Here is an 18,625-nt window from a genome sequence, read left to right as displayed (position 1 = left end):
CAATGCAGTCACCAGCGATCACATTCGGGGCGCCTCGTCGGCGGTCGAGTGGGTTGTGCGGCGGCACCTCTACCCGGAAAGGCAGCACCCGATCCTGGGCGGACATGGCCCTGGCCATCGAAACACTCTGCAAGTCAAAGAGTTTCACGGAACGGAGCGACAATTGATGTTCAAGCGAATAGCGATAGTCAACCGCGGCGAGGCCGCGGTCCGCCTGATTCGCGCGGTGCGCGAACTCAATGCCGAGCACAACTACGGCATCCGGACAATCGCCCTCCACACCGAGGCTGAGCGCCGCGCTATGTTCGTGCGGCAAGCCGACGAAGGTGTGTGCTTGAACACACTCGAGACCGGTTCTGCCTACCTCGACCACTCCGAGCTGGCCCGGGCTCTGCGCGAGAGCAAGGCCGACGCCGTGTGGGTCGGCTGGGGCTTCGTAGCCGAGGATCCCGCATTCGTAGAGGTCTGCGAACAACTCGGCATCACCTTCATCGGCCCATCCTCCGAGGCCATGCGCCTGTTGGGCGACAAGGTGGAGGCCAAGCTTCTCGCCGAGAAGGTGGACGTTCCGATCGCCCCGTGGAGCGGCGGACCAGTTTCCACTCGCGCCGATGCCCGACGTCATGCACAGGCAATCGGCTACCCGCTCATCATCAAGTCCCGAAGCGGTGGCGGCGGGCGCGGCATCCGCAAGGTGTGGTCCGAAGACGAGCTCGAACTCGCACTCGAACGCACCCAGGGAGAGGCCCAGCGGTCCTTCGGCGACCCAGTCGTGTTCATCGAGCGCCTGGTCACCGACGCACGCCACGTCGAGGTACAGGTGATCGCGGACAACTTCGGCAACGTCTGGGCTCCCGGTGTGCGCGACTGCTCCATACAGCGGAAGAACCAGAAGGTCATCGAGGAGTCCCGCTCACCACACCTCACCGCCGAACAGTCGGATCACCTGCGAGCAGTCTCCAGTGAACTCGTGCGGGCGGCCGGCTACCACGGCGCCGCCACGGTGGAATACCTGTATCAACCCGAACAGAAGACGTTCACCTTCCTCGAGGTCAACACTCGTCTCCAGGTGGAGCACCCCATCACCGAGGCCACCACGGGCATCGACCTGGTGAAGCTGCAGATCCTCGTCGCAAGCGGTGAACCGCTCATCGGCGAATGCCCGCCCGAGTTCGGCCATGCCATCGAGGCCCGACTCAATGCCGAGGACGCCGACAACGGTTTCGCTCCCGCTCCCGGAGCCGTGCAGCTGCTCAAGTTCCCGCTCGGTAGCGGCTTGCGCGTCGACACCGGCATCGCTCAGGGTGACATCATCCCGCCCGACTACGACTCCATGGTCGCCAAGGTCATCGCCTGGGGTCGTGACCGCTCCGAAGCACTGGCTCGCCTGCGCACCGCTCTACGTGAGACCACGGTCGTGCTGCGCGGCGGCACCACCACCAAATCGTTCCTGCTGGAACTGCTCGATCGCGAAGAAGTCACCTCGGCGTCGGCGGACACCGGCTGGCTCGACCGTACCGACGCCGGTGTGTCGAACTCGCCGACCCGAACCGCAGGCGCGGCGCTGATCGCCGCCGCCATCTCGGCCTACGACGCCGAGGAGAAGATCGAGCGTCAGTCGTTCCTGTCCTCCGCTCGCGGTGGGCGGCCGCGCGCAGGGCACGCAATCGGCCGCAAGGTGGAGCTCAGCTACCAAGGCCAAAGCTACTGCCTCACCATCGGACAGGTCGGCGCCCACCGCTACCGCGTCGACGGGGACGCCCCCGAGACCGAAGTCGAAGTCGACCGGCTCAGCGAGTTCGAGAGCAGGCTGGTGATCGGCGACCGGCGCCACCACGTCGTCACGGTCGCCGGTCGTGCCCAGTACCTGGTCGAAGTCGACGGCATCAGCCATCAGATCAGCCAGGACGAAGCCGGCGTCGTGCGCGCTCCGGCACCCGCCGTCGTAGTCGCGGTCCCGGTGTCCGTCGGTGACGAAGTCGAGGCGGGCACCACCCTCGTCGTCCTCGAGAGCATGAAGATGGAGACCGCCGTCCGCGCACCTGTCGCGGGGCGTGTCCGAGAAGTTCTTGCGATGGTCAACTCCCAGGTGGACGCCGGAACGGCGCTGCTGCGCGTCGAGGAAAGCTCTACGACATCGGCGACGCAGCAGTCACCGCGCGTCCAGTTCGACGTCGGCATCCCGGCCTCGCGCGGCGACAAACGCGCGGATGCGCTCGGGTGTCTCGGCGCACTCGGCGCGCTGATGACCGGCTACGACGTCAGCGCCAAGCGGGCAGGCGTGCTCCTCGCCGAGTACGACAGGCTGTGCGCGGACATCGTCGGTGATCCAGAGTTGGTTGCGGCAGAACTCGCTCTGCTGAACACGTTCGCAGACATCTGCGAGATCGGACGGAACCGTCCGACGGAGGCCCAGGAGGACGTGGACGAGCGCGTGCACAGCCCGCGCGAACACCTCCACACCTACCTTCACACCCTCGACGTCGAACTCGAGGGGTTGCCGGAATCGTTCCAGACCCGGCTTTCGCGAGCGCTGCTTCACTACGACGTCACCAGCCTCGAACGCACCGCCGAGCTGGAAGAAGCGGTTTATCGCCTCTTCCTCGCGCAGCAGCGAATGGACAACCAGATTCCAGTCGTCGCCGCACTGCTCGACAGGTGGCTCGACGATGCCGCTCCCGGACGCGCTCCCAGTGGCCTCGGGGAGGTTCTCGACCGCCTCATCATCGCCACCCAGGTCCGCTACCCGGTGATCGGGAACGTCGCTCGTAATGTTCGGTTCCGATACTTCGACGAACCGCAGATTCGGAAGGCCCGCGAGCAGGTCTACGACAGAGTTCGCGGCAGCATCGAATATCTGGCCGAACACCCCGACGCAGACGACTACCAGGAGCGCCTCGAGGCACTGATCGCGACCCCACAGTCGCTGACCGAACTCCTGGGGCAGCGGATCGCCCGCAAGAGCGCCACCGTGGGGCCGCTACTGGAGGTCGTCACCCGTCGCTTCTACGACATTCACACACTCGAGGACATCAGATCCTTCGACAGAGGCAAATGGCGCTTCGTCACAGGCAAATTCGAAATGCGCGGGGAAAGACGACGCCTCGTCTCCGCAGTCGCGGACTACAACGAACTGTCCAGCGCGCTGGCGGAGATCTCGGCGGTTGCCGAGGAGGATTCGGACAATCTCGTTCTCGACCTCTACCTGACCTGGTCCGAACCGCCTGCGGACCCGGACACGATGTCCGACGACCTGAAGGCGGCCCTGTCGACGCTGCCTTTGGCCACCACTTGCCGCCGCGCGACCGTGTCCGTCTTCGGCGGCGCCGACGTGAACATCCGCACGTTCACATTCCGCCCCAAATCCGGTGCCTTGCAAGAAGCAAAGCTGATCCGGGACATGCACCCGCTCAACGGCCAGCGATTCGACCTGTGGCGCCTGAAGAACTTCGAGGGCACCCGGCTCCCCGCCGTCCCCCACACCTTCCTGTTCAACCTGGTGTCGCGCGACAATCCCACCGACGAACGCCTCATCGCGCTCGCCGAAGTCCGCGATATCGCGACCGTGCGTGACGAGGACGGCCGGGTCATCGGCGTCCCCGAAGCCGAACGGGTTCTGCAGTCCTGCCTCGACGGGATTCGCCGGGAGCAGTCCACTCGTGGTGGGAAACGCAAGCTCGACGCCAACCGCGTCGTCCTGTATGTGTGGCCGAAGATTGACGTTCCGCTCGAAGATCTTCAGGCCTTCGCCCGCGTCGCCGCGCCGCTCACAGCAGGCGCGGGCCTCGAAGAAGTCACGGTGATTGCCCGAATGCAGGGCGAACCCGGAATGGAATCGAAGGAGAAAGCCCTGCGCTTCTCCTATCGCACCGGCAGCGGTGTGGCCATCACAATCACCGATCCGCCAACCGAACCGCTACAGCCCCTTGACGCGTACACGCAGAAGGTCCGCAACTCGCACGCCCGCGGCACCTTGTACCCGTATGAGCTGATTCCGCAGCTCACCGGCCCTGATGGCAGCTTTGTCGAGCACGACCTGGACGAGTCCGGTCAGTTGGTTCCGGTGGATCGACCGTACGGCCTCAACAGCGCGGGCCTAGTGGTCGGTGTGGTCACTGCCCGAACCGAACGACACCCCGAAGGAATGACCCGCGTCGCGCTCTTCGGTGATCCGACCAAGGCCCTCGGCACCGTTGCGGAAGCTGAGTGCGCCCGACTGGTCGCAGGCGTCGACCTGGCAGAGAAACTAGGTGTGCCTGTCGAGTGGTTCGCGCTCTCGTCCGGAGCGACGATCTCGATGGACAGCGGCACCGAGAACATGGACTGGGTGTCGCGCGGGCTGCGCCGTCTCATCACGTTCACGCAGAACGGCGGCGAGGTCAACGTGATCGTGGCGGGCATCAACGTTGGCGCGCAGCCCTATTGGAACGCTGAAGCCACGATGCTGATGCACACCAAGGGCATTCTCGTGATGACGCCCGACAGCGCAATGGTGCTCACCGGAAAGAACTCTCTCGACTATTCGGGAGGAGTCTCTGCAGAGGACAATTTCGGTATCGGCGGGTACGACCGTGTGATGGGTCCGAACGGTCAGGCGCAGTACTGGGCGCCCAACCTGCTTGCAGCGTGTCAGATCCTGTTCGCACACTACGACCACGCGTATGTCGGCGCTGGGGAACGCTTTCCTCGTCGGGCACCTACCAGCGACCCGGTCGGGCGAGACGTGCGGACGTACCCACACACCCATCCGTCGAGCGATTTCACCACCGTCGGCGACATCTTCTCCGCGGAGACGAACCCGGAACGAAAGAAGCCGTTCGACATTCGCACGGTGATGCGTTCACTCGTCGACCAGGACCACACGGTGTTGGAGCGGTGGGCAGATATGGCGGACGCCGACACCTCCGTAGTGTTCGATGCTCACTTGGGCGGCTACCCGGTCAGTGTCATCGGTATCGAGTCACGGGCGATCGCCCGAAAGGGATGGTCGCCCGCCAACGGCCCAGACCAGTGGACCGCTGGAACCCTGTTTCCTCAGTCGTCCAAGAAGACCGCCCGCGCGATCAATGCCGCCAGTGGCAACCGTCCTCTCGTGGTGATGGCGAATCTGTCAGGCTTCGACGGCTCCCCCGACTCGCTGCGCCACATCCAGCTCGAATACGGTGCCGAAATTGGACGCGCGATAGTTAATTTCGATGGCCCGATCGTGTTCTGTGTCATCTCCCGCTACCACGGCGGCGCCTTCGTGGTCTTCTCGAAAGCACTCCACGACAACATGGAAGTGCTGGCGGTCGAAGGGTCGTTCGCCTCGGTGCTCGGCGGCGCCCCGGCCGCGGCGGTGGTTTTCACCCGTGAGGTCAATTCACGTGTGGCTGCCACCCCGTCGATCCGGCAACTCGAGGCCGAGCTGTCGAACGCACAGAGTGACGCCCAGCAGGCTCACCTTCGGGTCGAATTGGCGGCGCAAAGGGCTTCCGTGCGCAACGAGAAGCTCGGCGAGGTCGCTACCGAGTTCGAGGCCGTGCACAACATCCAGCGGGCGCAGCGTGTCGGCTCTGTCGATGCGGTTATCCCCGCCGCCGAGTTGCGCCCGTACATCATCGGTGCGGTCGAGCGCGGAATGCGCCGGGCAGTCGAGTCGACGCGTTTCGAGGCGACGCGTTAGGCGTGGAACGTCCCGACGTCAGCGGCGAACAGGTATCTTCGGGTACCAAAGCCGCTGACGTCGAGTTCCAGCCCTGCGCTTTTCACCTGTTTCGGATGACGCGAACGCCGCTGCCTGGTGCGATAGTCAGCGCAGACTGACTTCGACTGTGAATGGAGCGCTGCAATGGACTCGTTCTGGGATTTCCTGTGGTTGATGATCGTCGCTTTCGCCTTCGTGGCCTATCTGATCCTGCTGTTCTCGATCATCACCGACCTGTTTCGGGACCACAAAACGTCAGGCTGGGCGAAGGCCGTCTGGATCTTCTTCCTGTTCTTCATTCCATTGCTGACCGCCTTGGTGTACCTCATCGTCAAGAGTGACGGGATGGCTCAACGGTCGATGGAAGCCGCCCAGGACGCCAAACAGGCACAGGACAGCTACATCCGTTCCGTCGCGGGTAAATCCCCCGCAGAAGAGATCGCCAACGCGAAGAGTTTGCTCGACGCCGGCACCATCACAGAGGCGGAGTACCAGGCACTGAAGGCGAAAGCGCTGGGCTGAGGGTCGTCGGCGGTCAATCCTCGATCCGCCTCGCGACATCCCGGAACGCCTGCAGCACCGTCGCCACGGCGGGTAGGTTGTCGGCGGCGGGCCTGTAGGCCAGTTCGTAAATGCGGGCGGCGCGCACTCCCGCGAGCGGCACCCTATCGACGTGCGGGCTGGTAATCGCATGACGCGGCAACAGCGCTATTCCGTGCCCACCGGCAACGAGTTGCTCTATGACGCCAAAATCGTTGATGCGCATCGTAACCCGAGGTTGCACGCCCGTTACTGCGGCAACCGAGATCAGGACGTCGTCGACGGGAAAGCCGCCACGCACACTGATCCAACTCTCATCGGCCAGCTGTTCGGCCCGCACGGAATCCTGTCCTGCCAGTGGGTGACCGGGAGGGAGGATCAAGTCGATGGGTTCGCGCATCAACGGCTCGGCTTTGACACGGGGCGAAGATGTGTCCGGGGCACGCTCGTCACGATGCGTCAACACCACGTCGTAGTCGGCAAGCAGCAAAGGCACCGCTGAAGCCGGCACATCTTCGTCTCGAGCCTGCACATCGACACCACTGTCCGACAGCGAGTCCAGCAGCGCAGGGAGTAGGAGGGCTGCGCCGGACGGGAACAGCGCGACCCGCACTCGCCCGCGCGGCGATCCACGGTAGGCGTCCATCTCGGCGGACGCACGCTCGAGAGCGGCCATGACGTCGTCTGCGCGGACGACGAGAGCCTGCCCGGCGTCGGTGAGGCGCAGACGTCGTCCATCAGGTTCGAGCAGCCCCACGCCGGCTTCTCGCGAAAGAATCTTGAGCTGTTGCGATACCGCCGACGGCGTCATCGACAACGCCTGTGCAGTGGCGGCCACCGTTCCGCGATCCGCCAACTCGCGAAGAATTCGCAGCCGATTGACATCCATGTAGAAAAACTACATTGACAGTGCAATTCATTTCGCTTGACCTGATTATTTGACCTACACCAGGATTTCCGCATGACCTCCCGCCACCGGTTGCTCGGGCTTACTGTGGTCGTTCTGTGGGGATTGAACTTCTTGGCAATTCGCGTCAGCCTCGACCATTTCCCCCCGTTCTTCTTCGCAGCGTTGCGATTCGCGGTCATCGCGATCCCGGTACTCCTGTTCGTTCCCCGGCCACAAGTTCCCGTGAAATGGTTACTGGTGTACGGCCTCGGTTTCGGAATCGGTCAGTTCGCCTTCCTCTTCTGGGCCATGGACTCCGGGATGCCCACAGGCCTGGCGTCGCTGGTACTGCAGTCGTCGGCACCGTTCACCGTGGTCTTGGGCGCGATTCTGCTACGAGAACAACTGCGCGTGACCCAGGTTTGCGGACTGCTGGTGGCGATGTGCGGCATGGTCCTCATCGGGTGGGATCGCGCCCAAACCGCCGCACTCGCGCCGGTGGTGCTGACGCTGCTCGCCGGCCTGTCGTGGGCGCTGGGCAACCTCGGGAGTCGCAAGGCCGCCTCGGACCAGCCGATGCGGCTGATGCTGTGGATGTGCGTCATACCGCCGCTGCCGTTGCTGGCGGTGTCGTTCGCTGTCGAGGGGCCCTCGGCGGGCTGGGATTCGCTGACATCGGCATTCGACGGGACCGGTCCGTTGGCTCTCCTCGGGCTCTCCTATGTAGTGATCCTCGGCACCCTCGTCGGCTCCGGACTATGGACCGCGCTCCTCAGCCGGTACCCGGCCGGAATGGTGGCGCCGTTCTCGCTGCTGGTCCCCATCGTCGGCATCGGTGCGTCCTGGCTGGTGCTACGGGAGGAGCCGAGCGTTTTGTCACTGGTCGGCGGGGCCATTGTCATCGCCGGAGCAGCCGCCGCCCAGAGGATCGGCAGCGTACCGCCGAGTAAACCTTCGGACTCACATGCTCCTACGCGAGTCGTCGTCCGACCGGACCCTGTGAAAAACTCGCCGAGTGAGCACTCGAACTTCGATCACGCCGCGCGGCAAGCTCGCCCTGCGCGCAGCAGCGGCCGCCTCTTGGGCGTCACAGAAGGCCGGACGCGGCAAGGGTTCGATGATCGGCGGACTGATCGCCCTGAAGATCGACCCGACTCTGTTGGATCAGCTCGGTAAAGGTCGCCGCAGCGCGGTGATCACCGGAACGAACGGCAAATCCACCACCACCAGGATGACCGCGGCGGCCCTCTCGACACTCGGTGAAGTCGCGACTCAGGCCGACGGCGCCAACATGGACGCAGGAATCGTCGCGGCACTGAGCAATCGCATCCACGCGCCCCTGGCCGCCATAGAGGTCGACGAACTCCATGTTCCGCACGTCTGCGACGCCATCTATCCCGAGGCGCTGGTGCTCCTCAACCTCAGTCGAGATCAACTCGACCGAGTCGGCGAGATCAACATGATCGAACGCAAACTCCGCGCATGCGTCGCCGCGCACCCCGACGCCGTCGTGATCGCCAACTGCGACGACGTGCTCGTGACCTCGGCGGCCTATGACGCAGCCAACGTCGTGTGGGTCGCCGCGGGTGGTGGCTGGGCCGCTGACGCCGCCAGTTGCCCACGCACCGGCGAACCCATCGTCTGGGAGGGCTCGCACTGGCGCAGCATGGGATCCGACTTCGCCCGCCCAACCCCTGACTGGTGGCTCGACGACGAGAACCTGTACGGCCCGAATGGGTTGAAGCTCCCTTTGACGCTGGCACTACCCGGTCGCGCGAACCGTGGGAACGCCGCTCAGGCCGTCGCGGCCGCCGTCGCGATGGGCGCGAAGGCCGAAGACGCGGTCGCTGCGACCGCAACCGTCCAGGAAGTCGCCGGTCGGTACAGCACAGTGGAGATCGGGTCACACTCCGTGCACATGCTGCTCGCGAAGAATCCGGCCGGCTGGCAGGAAGCACTGTCGATGATCGACCCCACCGTCGACGGACTGGTGATCGCCGTCAATGGTCAGGTCCCGGACGGCGAAGACCTGTCGTGGCTGTGGGACGTCCGGTTCGAGCACTTCGAGGGCGTCAAGGTGGTGGTCACCGGTGAGCGGGGCACCGACCTCGCCGTCCGGCTGACCTACGCCGGCGTCGAGCACACTCTCGATCCGAACCCGCTGCGGGCCATCGCATCATGCCCACCGGGGCGCGTCGAGGTGCTTGCGAATTACACCGCCTTCCGCGACCTCAGCACCGCCATCGCCAAGGAGGCTCGCAATGTCTGACTCGACCCTACGCATCGGGCTCGTGCTCCCCGACGTGATGGGCACCTACGGGGATGGCGGCAACGCCCTCATCCTCAGGCAGCGGCTCCGAATGCGCGGATACGACGCGGAGATCGTCGAGATCACGCTCAGCGACCCGGTCCCGGAGACACTCGACGCCTACACCCTCGGCGGCGCGGAGGACTCGGCGCAGCGACTTGCTACTCGACACCTCAGTCGCTATCCGGGACTGCAGCGAGCCGCCGAGCGCGGCGCACCCGTACTCGCGATCTGCGCCGCCATCCAGGTGCTGGGCAACTGGTACGAGATGTCGAACGGTGAACGCGTCGAAGGCGTTTCGATGCTCGACGTCACCACGGCTCCTCAGGCCACCCGCACCATCGGTGAGGTGATCTCCAATCCGCAGATCGACGGACTGACACAATCGCTGACGGGATTCGAAAACCACCGCGGGGGAACCACCCTCGGCGTGGATGCTCGGGGCCTTGCCCGGGTCACACACGGTGTGGGGAACGGCGTCGGGGACGGACTCGAGGGCGTCGTCCAGGGTTCGGTGATCGGCACCTATATGCACGGACCTGCACTCGCCCGGAACCCCGAACTCGCGGACCTGATACTGAAGCAGGCCCTGGGCGTCGACCAACTAGCCCCCCTCGACCTCCCCGAGGTCGAGCAACTGCGCCGGGAGCGCCTGCGGGTCTAGGCGCCTTGGGCCACACCTCCACACCCACCATGATATGCAACCCGAAAGTTGCATATCATGACATGATGTGCAACCATTAGATTGCACATCAACTGGAGGGGAAGGTGGTCAGCATGGACGCAGCAAGCAGCATCACCCGGACCGTTGTCGTGAACGCCCCGAGATCGGCGGTGTGGGAAGCGATCACGGATCCCGACAAGATCAGCCAGTGGTTCGGGCAGCGAACGTCGCTCGACCTAAGGGTCGGCGGCAAGGTCGCCTTCACCTGGGACGAGTACGGCACCGCCCGTGCCGTCATCACAGAGGTCGACGAACCGAACGTCTTCGGCTTCCGCTGGGCCGCCGATACCGACGTCGACCCGGCGATCGGCAACTCCACCCTGGTGCGGTTCACTCTGTCCGAGCATGCCTCCGGAACCGAACTAACCGTCGTCGAGACAGGGTTCGACACCCTCGACCGTGAAGTCGCCGATCAGAAGCAGGCCCGTGAGGCCAATGTCCAAGGCTGGCACATCGAACTCGATGAACTGGTCACGTACCTACACGGCGTGAAGGCTTGACGATGGGCACGTACGACGAACTCGCTGCGGTGTTCGCGGCACTGTCCGACGAGACCCGCTGGGAGATACTCACCGAACTCGGGCGCGCCGACCAGTCGGCGTCGTCGCTCGCCACCCAGCTTCCCGTATCGAGGCAGGCGATCGCGAAGCATCTGAATTCACTGGAGGCCTGCGGACTCGTCGAGCCGGTGAAGGTGGGTCGCGAGATTCGCTACCGCGCGCTGGGCGCCGAGCTCAACAAGACTGCACGGACGCTGGAACGAATCGGCGCCGAGTGGGATCGTCGCCTGGCTGCCATCAAGGAAATCGCGGAATCGATCGAGGAATAAAGACCCCAGACAGGGGTTCGGCCGGGAATGCTTTCACATTCTCGGCCGGATCTCTGCTTCTCGAGTTTTCTCTGCTCACAGGTACATTCCTCGATCCGCATTGCCTAGCATACGCCCGCGCGATCCACGTCACAAGTGCTCGGCCAGACTTTCTGTCGCGGCCAGCCTGCTCAGGCAAAAGAAACACGTGACCATGGGATTCACCCCATCGCCGGGCCCTGTACCAGCGTGAACATTCCACGCACTTGGCATCCCGAACCTGGTTCAAACTTCATCGCGGTACAAGGCCGCGAGCCCGGCAGCGGCGTCCGCCATGCGCTCGCGCAGCTCGGGTGGGTCGAGGATCTCGATGTCCGCACCGAGGCGCAGCAGGTGCCTGGCTGTGGCGTCGGGACTGCGTTCGAAGCGCAGGCGCAGTCTGGCCCAGCCGTGCTCGTCGCGCTCGATGTCGTCGGGGAGGGGCAGCTCGGGCGATCCTTCGTCCAGGAGCGCGAGAAACGGCTCGGCGGCTGGGGCGACGCGGACGGTTACGACGTACTCGGGAAGCGAGGCGAGGAAGGCCTGTCGGCGCTCCGTCCACGCCGCGGCCAGGTTGAAGCCGGGTGGCCGCTCGAAGGGGATGTCGCGCAACTCGACGGCCTCGACACGTGAGAGTCGGAACAGCCGGTACGGCTCCTCGGCACTGAACCGCACCTGCCCGAGGAGATACCAGGTGGAGCCCTTCAGAATCAGGCCGAGTGGCCGGACGACGACATCGGTGCCCCGGTACGTGAGCCTGGCCTCGCGGGATTCCCACACCGCCTTGGCTATGTCGGCAAGTGCCGGTGCCTCGTCCGGTGGTACGAACCAGTGAGTCGGCTCCACTAGCAGCCGATCACGCACGACGCGGGCCGCCGTCTCCGTCGACCGCTCCATCGCAGGCAGGAGCGTGTGGTCGGCGGCAGCCGCGTCGAACCCGAGCTGGTCTGCAATCGCCGGGACGATCGCGAACAGGACGCCCCGGGCTTCGGCGGCGTCCAGCCGTGGGAGCCCTGCGATGCGGTACGCCGGATCGATCCGGATCCCACCACCCCGGCCGACCTCGGTGTAGATCGGCACGCCTGCCGCGCTCAGCGCGTCTACGTCGCGGTAGACGGTGCGCACCGATACCTCGAGCGCGGCTGCCAACTCGGTGGCCGACGCGCCACCTCGCAACTGGAGCCGCACCAGCAGCTCGACAAGTCGGCTCGCGCGCACCCCGGAAACTTTAGGCGAAAACTCTGACATGAACTGTCAGGTTTACTTCCGCAGGATGGGGTCGCGCACCGAGCGCACCATTACACACGAGAGGCGACCCTCATGTCCCACACCATCACCAATCCTGCCGACCTGCACGACCCGATCCCGTTCGGCTACAGCCACACCGCTGCGATCCCGGCCGGCACGGAGCTGGTGCTCGTCTCGGGTCAGTACGGATCCGGCACCGACGGCGCGGTCGTCTCGACCGACTTCGCCGCGCAGGTGGGCCAGGCATTCGAGAACCTGCGCGTTGCTCTCGCCGCTCACGGGCTCGACCTGCGCCACGTCGTTCAACTCCGGACGTACGTGGTGGATCCCGACTTCGAGAAGCTCGGGATCATCGGCCAGGCCGTGCAGCGCTGCGGCGACACCCCTCCCACGCAAACCGTGATCGGGGTTGCCGGTCTGGCCATGCCCGACATCCGCTTCGAGGTCGAGGCCGTGGCCGCCCGCCCCTAGCGGCGAAATACTCGACCGTCATCGCGGAGAACGTCAACGTCATGGTGCACTTCGGGGAGTGCACCATGAACGCCGCCTACCGCCGAACCGCAAGTGACACATGAATCCACTGCTGCGTCGGCGACAGAGGAATTTCCCGATTACGTCGGTCACACCCCCCGGGACCTAACCGTCGACGCTGCTACAGTCGGGAAACTGTGAGCACAATTGCGATACGCCCCCCGGGTATCCGGATGGTCGTCGCTGTCGCCCTCGCTCTCTATCTGTTAGCTCTCACGATCGCCCAGTGCGGCATCTTCTTCGGCGACGATTACGCCGGTGAGAACGTTCACATCGCCTCCTCCTCGTCCGCGCTGCCCGCCCAGGAAGGAGTACCTGGGCACGCGCACATCGACGACGGCTCGGCTCCTCTCCCACACGAGGCCCACACGGTCGTGGCCATGCCTCGCTCGGACAATCAGCTGCGGACGCTGACCCTTGCCGTAGTCGGCGCGGTCGCGCTCGCCGCCGTGATGGTGGTGGTGCTGACCACCTGGTCACCCCGGCTCCCCAGGACCCCGCCTCCACCGGCGCGGTTCGGTCGGACCGTCTTGAACGAACTCTGTATCAACAGGTGCTGATCGGCAGCCCGTAGGCCCGCGAGAACTTCGCGCAGGGCCTGCGCGTGCTGCCCATTTCACCTTTGCACTGCAACTTTTGCAGTCGGATACAGAGATCACCTCCATGAACAATGCACTTTCTTCCACGCTGGTTCCGCGCTCGTCCGCCCACCTTCTGACGACCGCGAACCGCTGTCCCCAACCGAGCACGATGGTCGGCAACACCCCGGTCCTGTGGATCGGTCAACCCTTCGCCGACGCCGGACGCGGCTTCTGGGCGAAACTCGAAGGCTCCAACCCCGGCGGGATGAAAGACCGCCCCGCCATGCACATGGTCGAACGGGCCAAGGCCCGCGGAGACCTCGCCCCCGGCGCCATGATCATCGAATCCACCAGCGGGACTCTGGGCCTGGGTCTGGCACTGGCCGGGGTCGTCCACCACCACCCGGTCACCCTCGTCACCGATCCCGGACTCGAACCGATCCTGCATCGGATGCTGTCCGCCTACGGCGCCAACGTGGAGCTGGTCACCGACCCGCACCCCACCGGCGGCTGGCAACAGGCCCGGCGCGACAAGGTCGCCGAACTGCTGGCCGCCAATCCGGGATCGTGGTGCCCGGATCAATACACCAACCCCGACAACGTCGACGCCTACCAGTCGCTCGCCCTCGAACTCATCGCCCAACTCGGGCGGGTCGACGTGCTGGTCTGCTCGGTGGGCACCGGAGGGCACTCCGCCGGCGTGGCCCGCGTGCTGCGTCAGTTCTGCCCAGATCTGAAGCTGGTCGGGGTGGACACCGTCGGGTCGACGATCTTCGGGCAACCCGCCCGCACCCGCCTCATGCGCGGGCTGGGCTCGAGCATCTACCCCGACAACATCGATTACGCCGCCTTCGACGAGGTGCACTGGGTGGCCCCCCACGAGGCGGTCTGGTCGTGCCGCACCCTGGCGGCCACCCACTACGCCAGTGGCGGCTGGAGTGTGGGGGCGGTGGCGCTCACCGCCGGGTGGATCGCTCGCACGAGCGCACCGGAGACCCGGGTCGCGGCTATCTTCCCGGATGGCCCCCAGCGCTACTTCGACACCATCTACAACGACGACTACTGCGCCGAGCACGGCCTGCTCGATGAGAACCCACCTTCCGAGCCGGCCACCATCGACCACCCGACCGACCAGGTCGTCCAGTCCTGGACTCGGTGCGCCACCGTCATCAACCCCACCGAGAGCGCGGCATGACCAACATCGTGACCCAGTTCCGGAGCTTCGACCGGCCCGCCCAGGTGTTGATGGTGAACCAGTTCTCCATCAACGTCGGTTTCTACATGCTGATGCCCTATCTGGCCGGATACCTGGCGGGCCCGCTCGGGCTCGCAGCGTGGGCGGTCGGGCTGGTGCTCGGAGTGCGAAACTTCTCCCAGCAGGGCATGTTTCTGGTGGGTGGCACCCTCGCCGACCGGCTCGGGTACAAACCGCTGATCGTTGCCGGCTGCGTGTTGCGGGTAGGCGGGTTCGTGCTTCTCGCCGCGGTCGAGTCGTTGCCCGCGATCCTGATCGCGTCGGCGGCCACCGGATTCGCCGGCGCCCTGTTCAACCCTGCGGTACGCGCCTACCTCGCCGCCGACGCCGGTCCGCGCCGGGTGGAAGCGTTCGCTGTTTTCAACGTCTTCTACCAGGCCGGGATCCTGCTCGGGCCGCTGGTCGGCCTTGCACTGACCGTCCTCGACTTCCGGATCACCGCGCTGGTGGCGGCCGCGGTCTTCGCTGTTTTGACGGTGGTACAAATTTGGGCGCTGCCGACCCACCGGGCTGAACCGGCCACCGAGAAGTCCTCCGTGCTCGACGACTGGCGGGTGGTGGCAAAGAACCGGTCCTTCGTGCTCTTTGCGGTTGCGATGATCGGGTCCTACGTGCTGACCTTCCAGGTCTATCTGGCGTTGCCACTGCAGGCGGCGGTGGTGGTCGGCGACGGCGGGTCGGACACCGCGCTGGTGACGTCGTTGTTCGTGGTCTCCGGCATCGTGGCGATCGCAGGACAGTTGCGGATCACCTCCTGGTTCTCCCGCCGCTGGGGGTCGGGGCGGTCCCTTGTTATCGGCATGATGATCCTGGCGGCGGCGTTCGTGCCGCTGATCCTGGTTCCCGGGCCGGCCACCCTCGGCGGTCCGGCCGCCATGGGCGTCCTGATCCTGACCGCTGCCCTACTCGCCGTCGGCACGGCGGCGGTGTTCCCGTTCGAGATGGATACCGTTGTCGCGCTGTCCGGGGGCCGGCTGGTGGCCACCCACTACGGGTTCTACAACACCATCGTCGGGATCGGGATCCTGCTCGGCAATCTCGGCACCGGTGCGGTCTTCGGGTTCCTCAGCGGTGCACAGCTGGGGTCTTTGATCTGGGTGGCCCTCGCCGGCGTCGGCGTTGCCTGCGTGACCGTACTGTTCTTCTTGGAGCGGTCCGGGGGGCTGCGCCCACCCCCGGACCCGGCCATCGACACCGAGGACGCCGACGAGGTCAAAGCCGCCGGCTAGCCGACGGGACCATCGGCGAACTGGCTGGTCACGTCTCTCACCCACCCCATCTACTCACTATCTGCGTGTGGATGGGGTGGGCGGTCGTGTCCCGGTAGCGCCAGAGCGACCATGAATACGAGGGCGGCCAGCGCCGCGCAGATCCCGTAGGCCAGCGAGAACCCGGCAGAAGATGCGACCCCGCCGACCATGCTCGCCGCGAGGACGGTCGCGACCACCGCACTGCACATGGTGGTGCCGACCGTCCGCAGCAGCACGTTGACACCGTTGGCAGCGGCCATCTGCTCGGGCTGCACGGCTCGGATGATGAGCATGGGCAACGTGCTGTACACAAACGCGGTGCCGACCGCCGCGATCGCAAGCGCTGCGATCACCATCCACAGCGGCTTACCCGGAACCGTATGCATCCCGTAACCGACGACGAGACATACCGCACCAGCCAGGACCGTCACCTTGGGGCCGTAGCGTTCGGACACACGGGCGCCGACCTGAGCGAAAACGATCATCGACAGACTGGTCGGTAGCTGGGCCAGCGCCGCCTCGAAGATCGTCAGACCGTAGCCGGCCTCCCCGGCGGGTGCCTGCAATAGTTGCGTGGTGATCAAGGCGTTTCCGTAGAACGCGAACCCCACGAGCAGCGCGGTCACGTTCGGTAGCAGCAGAGACCGGTGCGCCGACACACGCAGGTCGACGAGCGGATTCCGATTCCGCATCTGCTGAAATCCCCACAGCGCGAACAGGAACGCCGAGGATGCGAACATGCCGAGCACCGCGGGGCTTCCCCAACCCCATGTCGTGCCCTGTGTGATCGGGACGAGAAGGCAGACGAGGGCCGCAGTCAGGCCCACCGCCCCGACGCCGTCGAATCGTCCCCCGGACTTCAGGTCGGATTCGCGGATGAACAACGCCGCCATGGTGGTGACCGCGAGACCGATCGCGGTGATGACCCAGAACAGAACGTGCCAGTTGGAATACTTGGCAATGGCAGCCGCGAACGGGAGCCCGAGAGCGGTGCCGATTCCGAGGGTCGAGCTCATCATCGCGATGGCTCTGCCAACCTTCTCTCGCGGCAATTCGTCGCGAAGAATCGAGATTCCTACCGGAATTACGGCGGCGCCGGCTCCCTGCAGCCCTCGCGCAAAGATCAGCAGAGCGATGTTCGATGTCATCGCACAGATCACCGCACCGAGGGTCATGACGACCAGGGCGATGAGCAGCATCCGCTTCTTGCCGAACATGTCGGCGAGGCGGCCGAAAATCGGAGTGACCACCGCACCCACCAGGAGGGTGGTGGTGATGAGCCAGGACACGGACGTCTGACTCGCCCCCGTGAACGTCGGCATGCTGGGCAGCAGCGGAACCATCACGGTCTGCAGGACGGCCTGGAACACACCTGCGAAAGCGAGAATCGGAAAAAGGAAGGGTGGTCCCGGCGACGAAGCCCGCTCGGCAGCCAGCTGATCGGGGAAAGCTGACCGGGAGTGTGCCGACGAGGACGCCACAGCGTCACCCCCCTGCGCACGGTTGGTAAATGATCGTTCACCAGAATAGGTGAGCAATCATTTGCCTTGCAAACCAAACAAGTTGCTCAGCTGTCGAGCAACTGCTGCACCAGCGGCGCGTAGTGCGCCACCACCTCGTCCGGGGTGCCGGTCGCATGTTCTTGCATCATTCTGCGACGCATGATCGCAAGCCCGGTCAGCATCGACATCACCAGTTCGGCACGCAGCCGAGCATTCGGCCCGGACAACCGTTCGGCGAGCGCGTCGACCATCTGCGACGAATAGTTGGCACGCAGTTTGCGGCTGCTCTCCTCGCTCGGCCCGCTCATGAACAGGATGCTCATCGACAGAGGCTTATACGGTTCGAGCGGGCGAGCGAACAGGGACACCATCCGCGCGCCGAGCCCCTCCAGCGGCCCGCTGAACACCAACTCGGCAGCTGAACGGAAGTCGACGAGCGTATCGAACAACTGCTCCTTGGAACCGAAGTACTTGATGATCAGCGGCGCACTGACTCCTGCTTCCTCGGCGATGTCCTTGAGAGTGATCTCACGGTAAGGACGGGTCGCGAACGCACGACCGGCAGCATCGAGGATCATTGACCGTGACTGCTCGGCCGTGCGCTTCGGTTGCGGGGGTGTAGTTGGGGCCGGGGTCCCCTGGTCCGGCATCAGAGCGTTCGTCTTCCCGACAACGCACGACCCAGCGTGAGTTCGTCGGCGAATTCGAGATCGCCGCCCATCGGCAAGCCTGAGGCGAGCCTGCTGACCGTCAACCCCGGAAAGTCCCGAAGCATCCGCACGAGGTACGTCGCCGTGGCCTCTCCCTCGGTGTTCGGATCGGTCGCGATGATCACCTCGGAGACATCGACGCCGTCCTCTTGATTGCCGATGCGCGCGAGCAACTCTCGAACGCGGATTTGATCGGGTCCGACACCCGACAACGGGTCGAGGGCACCGCCGAGAACGTGATAGAGGCCCTTGAACTCACGCGTCCGCTCCACCGCCTGCACGTCTTTCGGCTCCTCGACCACGCAGACCACCGTGCGGTCACGTCGCGGATCGGCGCAGATGCGGCACTTCTCTCCGTCCGAGACCGTGCCACACACACCACAGAACTGGACGCCGTCACGCACCCGCTGCAGGGCGCCCGTGAGTCGGTCGATCTCCGGCGCCTCCACACCGAGTAGATGGAACGCAATGCGCTGCGCGCTCTTCGGCCCGACACCGGGCAGCTTGCCGAGTTCGTCGATCAGATCCTGAACCGGACCTTCGTACACGGCTGT

Annotated in this window: 16 protein-coding genes; 11 read left to right on the top strand and 5 right to left on the bottom strand. The window is 65.1% G+C overall.

Going from position 1 to position 18,625, the window contains the following annotated elements:
- Positions 1-166: 166 nt before the first annotated feature.
- Positions 167-5,665, top strand: coding sequence for a biotin carboxylase N-terminal domain-containing protein (locus AB0I57_RS11780; protein WP_358334925.1), 5,499 nt, complete (start codon positions 167-169; stop codon positions 5,663-5,665).
- Positions 5,666-5,830: 165 nt separating this feature from the next.
- Complete coding sequence (locus tag AB0I57_RS11775; protein ID WP_358334616.1) at positions 5,831-6,208, top strand: SHOCT domain-containing protein; 378 nt, start codon at positions 5,831-5,833, stop codon at positions 6,206-6,208.
- A 13-nt stretch (positions 6,209-6,221) separates the two neighbouring features.
- On the opposite strand, the gene AB0I57_RS11770 is transcribed toward AB0I57_RS11775, so the two are convergent.
- Positions 6,222-7,115, bottom strand: coding sequence for a LysR family transcriptional regulator (locus AB0I57_RS11770; RefSeq protein WP_358334613.1), 894 nt, complete (start codon positions 7,113-7,115; stop codon positions 6,222-6,224).
- Positions 7,116-7,187: 72 nt separating this feature from the next.
- Between AB0I57_RS11770 and AB0I57_RS11765 the strand changes: the two genes are divergently transcribed.
- The 5 genes from AB0I57_RS11765 to AB0I57_RS11745 all read left to right on the top strand — a co-directional run bounded on the left by AB0I57_RS11765 (position 7,188) and on the right by AB0I57_RS11745 (position 10,976).
- Positions 7,188-8,291 carry an EamA family transporter gene (locus AB0I57_RS11765; protein WP_358334610.1) on the top strand — a complete coding sequence of 368 codons (1,104 nt, stop codon included), beginning with the start codon at positions 7,188-7,190 and terminating at the stop codon, positions 8,289-8,291.
- On the top strand, positions 8,173-9,384 hold the full coding sequence (locus tag AB0I57_RS11760) for a MurT ligase domain-containing protein (RefSeq protein ID WP_358334922.1): 1,212 nt from the start codon (positions 8,173-8,175) through the stop codon (positions 9,382-9,384). Before AB0I57_RS11765 ends, AB0I57_RS11760 begins: the two co-directional genes overlap by 119 nt.
- Positions 9,377-10,087 carry a glutamine amidotransferase gene (locus tag AB0I57_RS11755; RefSeq protein WP_358334607.1) on the top strand — a complete coding sequence of 237 codons (711 nt, stop codon included), beginning with the start codon at positions 9,377-9,379 and terminating at the stop codon, positions 10,085-10,087. Before AB0I57_RS11760 ends, AB0I57_RS11755 begins: the two co-directional genes overlap by 8 nt.
- A 113-nt stretch (positions 10,088-10,200) precedes the next feature.
- Positions 10,201-10,647, top strand: coding sequence for an SRPBCC family protein (locus tag AB0I57_RS11750; protein WP_358334604.1), 447 nt, complete (start codon positions 10,201-10,203; stop codon positions 10,645-10,647).
- A 2-nt stretch (positions 10,648-10,649) separates the two neighbouring features.
- Positions 10,650-10,976, top strand: a complete 327-nt coding sequence (locus tag AB0I57_RS11745; protein ID WP_358334601.1) for a metalloregulator ArsR/SmtB family transcription factor — start codon at positions 10,650-10,652, stop codon at positions 10,974-10,976.
- A gap of 264 nt (positions 10,977-11,240) precedes the next feature.
- Here AB0I57_RS11745 and AB0I57_RS11740 read toward each other — a convergent pair whose 3' ends face one another.
- Positions 11,241-12,212, bottom strand: coding sequence for a WYL domain-containing protein (locus tag AB0I57_RS11740; protein ID WP_358334598.1), 972 nt, complete (start codon positions 12,210-12,212; stop codon positions 11,241-11,243).
- Positions 12,213-12,314: 102 nt separating this feature from the next.
- Here AB0I57_RS11740 and AB0I57_RS11735 point away from each other — a divergent pair, with 102 nt between their 5' ends.
- From AB0I57_RS11735 to AB0I57_RS11720, 4 genes are all read left to right on the top strand, one after another.
- On the top strand, positions 12,315-12,713 hold the full coding sequence (locus tag AB0I57_RS11735; RefSeq protein ID WP_358334595.1) for a Rid family hydrolase: 399 nt from the start codon (positions 12,315-12,317) through the stop codon (positions 12,711-12,713).
- A 197-nt stretch (positions 12,714-12,910) separates the two neighbouring features.
- A complete protein-coding gene (locus tag AB0I57_RS11730) occupies positions 12,911-13,333 on the top strand; it encodes a hypothetical protein (RefSeq protein WP_358334592.1) in 423 nt (140 codons plus the stop codon).
- Positions 13,334-13,436: 103 nt separating this feature from the next.
- A complete protein-coding gene (locus tag AB0I57_RS11725; RefSeq protein ID WP_358334589.1) occupies positions 13,437-14,549 on the top strand; it encodes a PLP-dependent cysteine synthase family protein in 1,113 nt (370 codons plus the stop codon).
- On the top strand, positions 14,546-15,838 hold the full coding sequence (locus AB0I57_RS11720) for an MFS transporter (protein ID WP_358334586.1): 1,293 nt from the start codon (positions 14,546-14,548) through the stop codon (positions 15,836-15,838). The genes AB0I57_RS11725 and AB0I57_RS11720 overlap by 4 nt, the downstream gene beginning before the upstream one ends.
- 50 nt (positions 15,839-15,888) lie before the next feature.
- On the opposite strand, the gene AB0I57_RS11715 is transcribed toward AB0I57_RS11720, so the two are convergent.
- From AB0I57_RS11715 to recR, 3 genes are all read right to left on the bottom strand, one after another.
- Positions 15,889-17,295, bottom strand: coding sequence for an MFS transporter (locus tag AB0I57_RS11715; protein WP_358334919.1), 1,407 nt, complete (start codon positions 17,293-17,295; stop codon positions 15,889-15,891).
- A 131-nt stretch (positions 17,296-17,426) separates the two neighbouring features.
- On the bottom strand, positions 17,427-18,011 hold the full coding sequence (locus AB0I57_RS11710; protein ID WP_358334583.1) for a TetR family transcriptional regulator: 585 nt from the start codon (positions 18,009-18,011) through the stop codon (positions 17,427-17,429).
- On the bottom strand, positions 18,011-18,619 hold the full coding sequence (gene recR, locus AB0I57_RS11705) for a recombination mediator RecR (protein WP_358334580.1): 609 nt from the start codon (positions 18,617-18,619) through the stop codon (positions 18,011-18,013). Before recR ends, AB0I57_RS11710 begins: the two co-directional genes overlap by 1 nt.
- Positions 18,620-18,625: the final 6 nt, after the last annotated feature.

Source organism: Rhodococcus sp. NPDC049939 (genome assembly GCF_040656415.1).
GTDB lineage: Bacteria > Actinomycetota > Actinomycetes > Mycobacteriales > Mycobacteriaceae > Rhodococcus_F.
The sequence above is the reverse complement of the archived record's forward strand: the minus strand, read 5'-3'. Positions and strand labels throughout refer to the sequence as shown.

Excerpts from the sequence above, each read along its gene's own strand:
- AB0I57_RS11780 (WP_358334925.1), top strand. The coding sequence starts at position 167 with ATGTTCAAGCGAATAGCGATAGTCAACCGCGGCGAGGCCGCGGTCCGC.
- AB0I57_RS11775 (WP_358334616.1), top strand. The coding sequence starts at position 5,831 with ATGGACTCGTTCTGGGATTTCCTGTGGTTGATGATCGTCGCTTTCGCC.
- AB0I57_RS11770 (WP_358334613.1), bottom strand. The coding sequence starts at position 7,115 with ATGGATGTCAATCGGCTGCGAATTCTTCGCGAGTTGGCGGATCGCGGA.
- AB0I57_RS11765 (WP_358334610.1), top strand. The coding sequence starts at position 7,188 with ATGACCTCCCGCCACCGGTTGCTCGGGCTTACTGTGGTCGTTCTGTGG.
- AB0I57_RS11755 (WP_358334607.1), top strand. The coding sequence starts at position 9,377 with ATGTCTGACTCGACCCTACGCATCGGGCTCGTGCTCCCCGACGTGATG.
- AB0I57_RS11750 (WP_358334604.1), top strand. The coding sequence starts at position 10,201 with ATGGACGCAGCAAGCAGCATCACCCGGACCGTTGTCGTGAACGCCCCG.
- AB0I57_RS11745 (WP_358334601.1), top strand. The coding sequence starts at position 10,650 with ATGGGCACGTACGACGAACTCGCTGCGGTGTTCGCGGCACTGTCCGAC.
- AB0I57_RS11735 (WP_358334595.1), top strand. The coding sequence starts at position 12,315 with ATGTCCCACACCATCACCAATCCTGCCGACCTGCACGACCCGATCCCG.
- AB0I57_RS11725 (WP_358334589.1), top strand. The coding sequence starts at position 13,437 with ATGAACAATGCACTTTCTTCCACGCTGGTTCCGCGCTCGTCCGCCCAC.
- AB0I57_RS11720 (WP_358334586.1), top strand. The coding sequence starts at position 14,546 with ATGACCAACATCGTGACCCAGTTCCGGAGCTTCGACCGGCCCGCCCAG.
- AB0I57_RS11710 (WP_358334583.1), bottom strand. The coding sequence starts at position 18,011 with ATGCCGGACCAGGGGACCCCGGCCCCAACTACACCCCCGCAACCGAAG.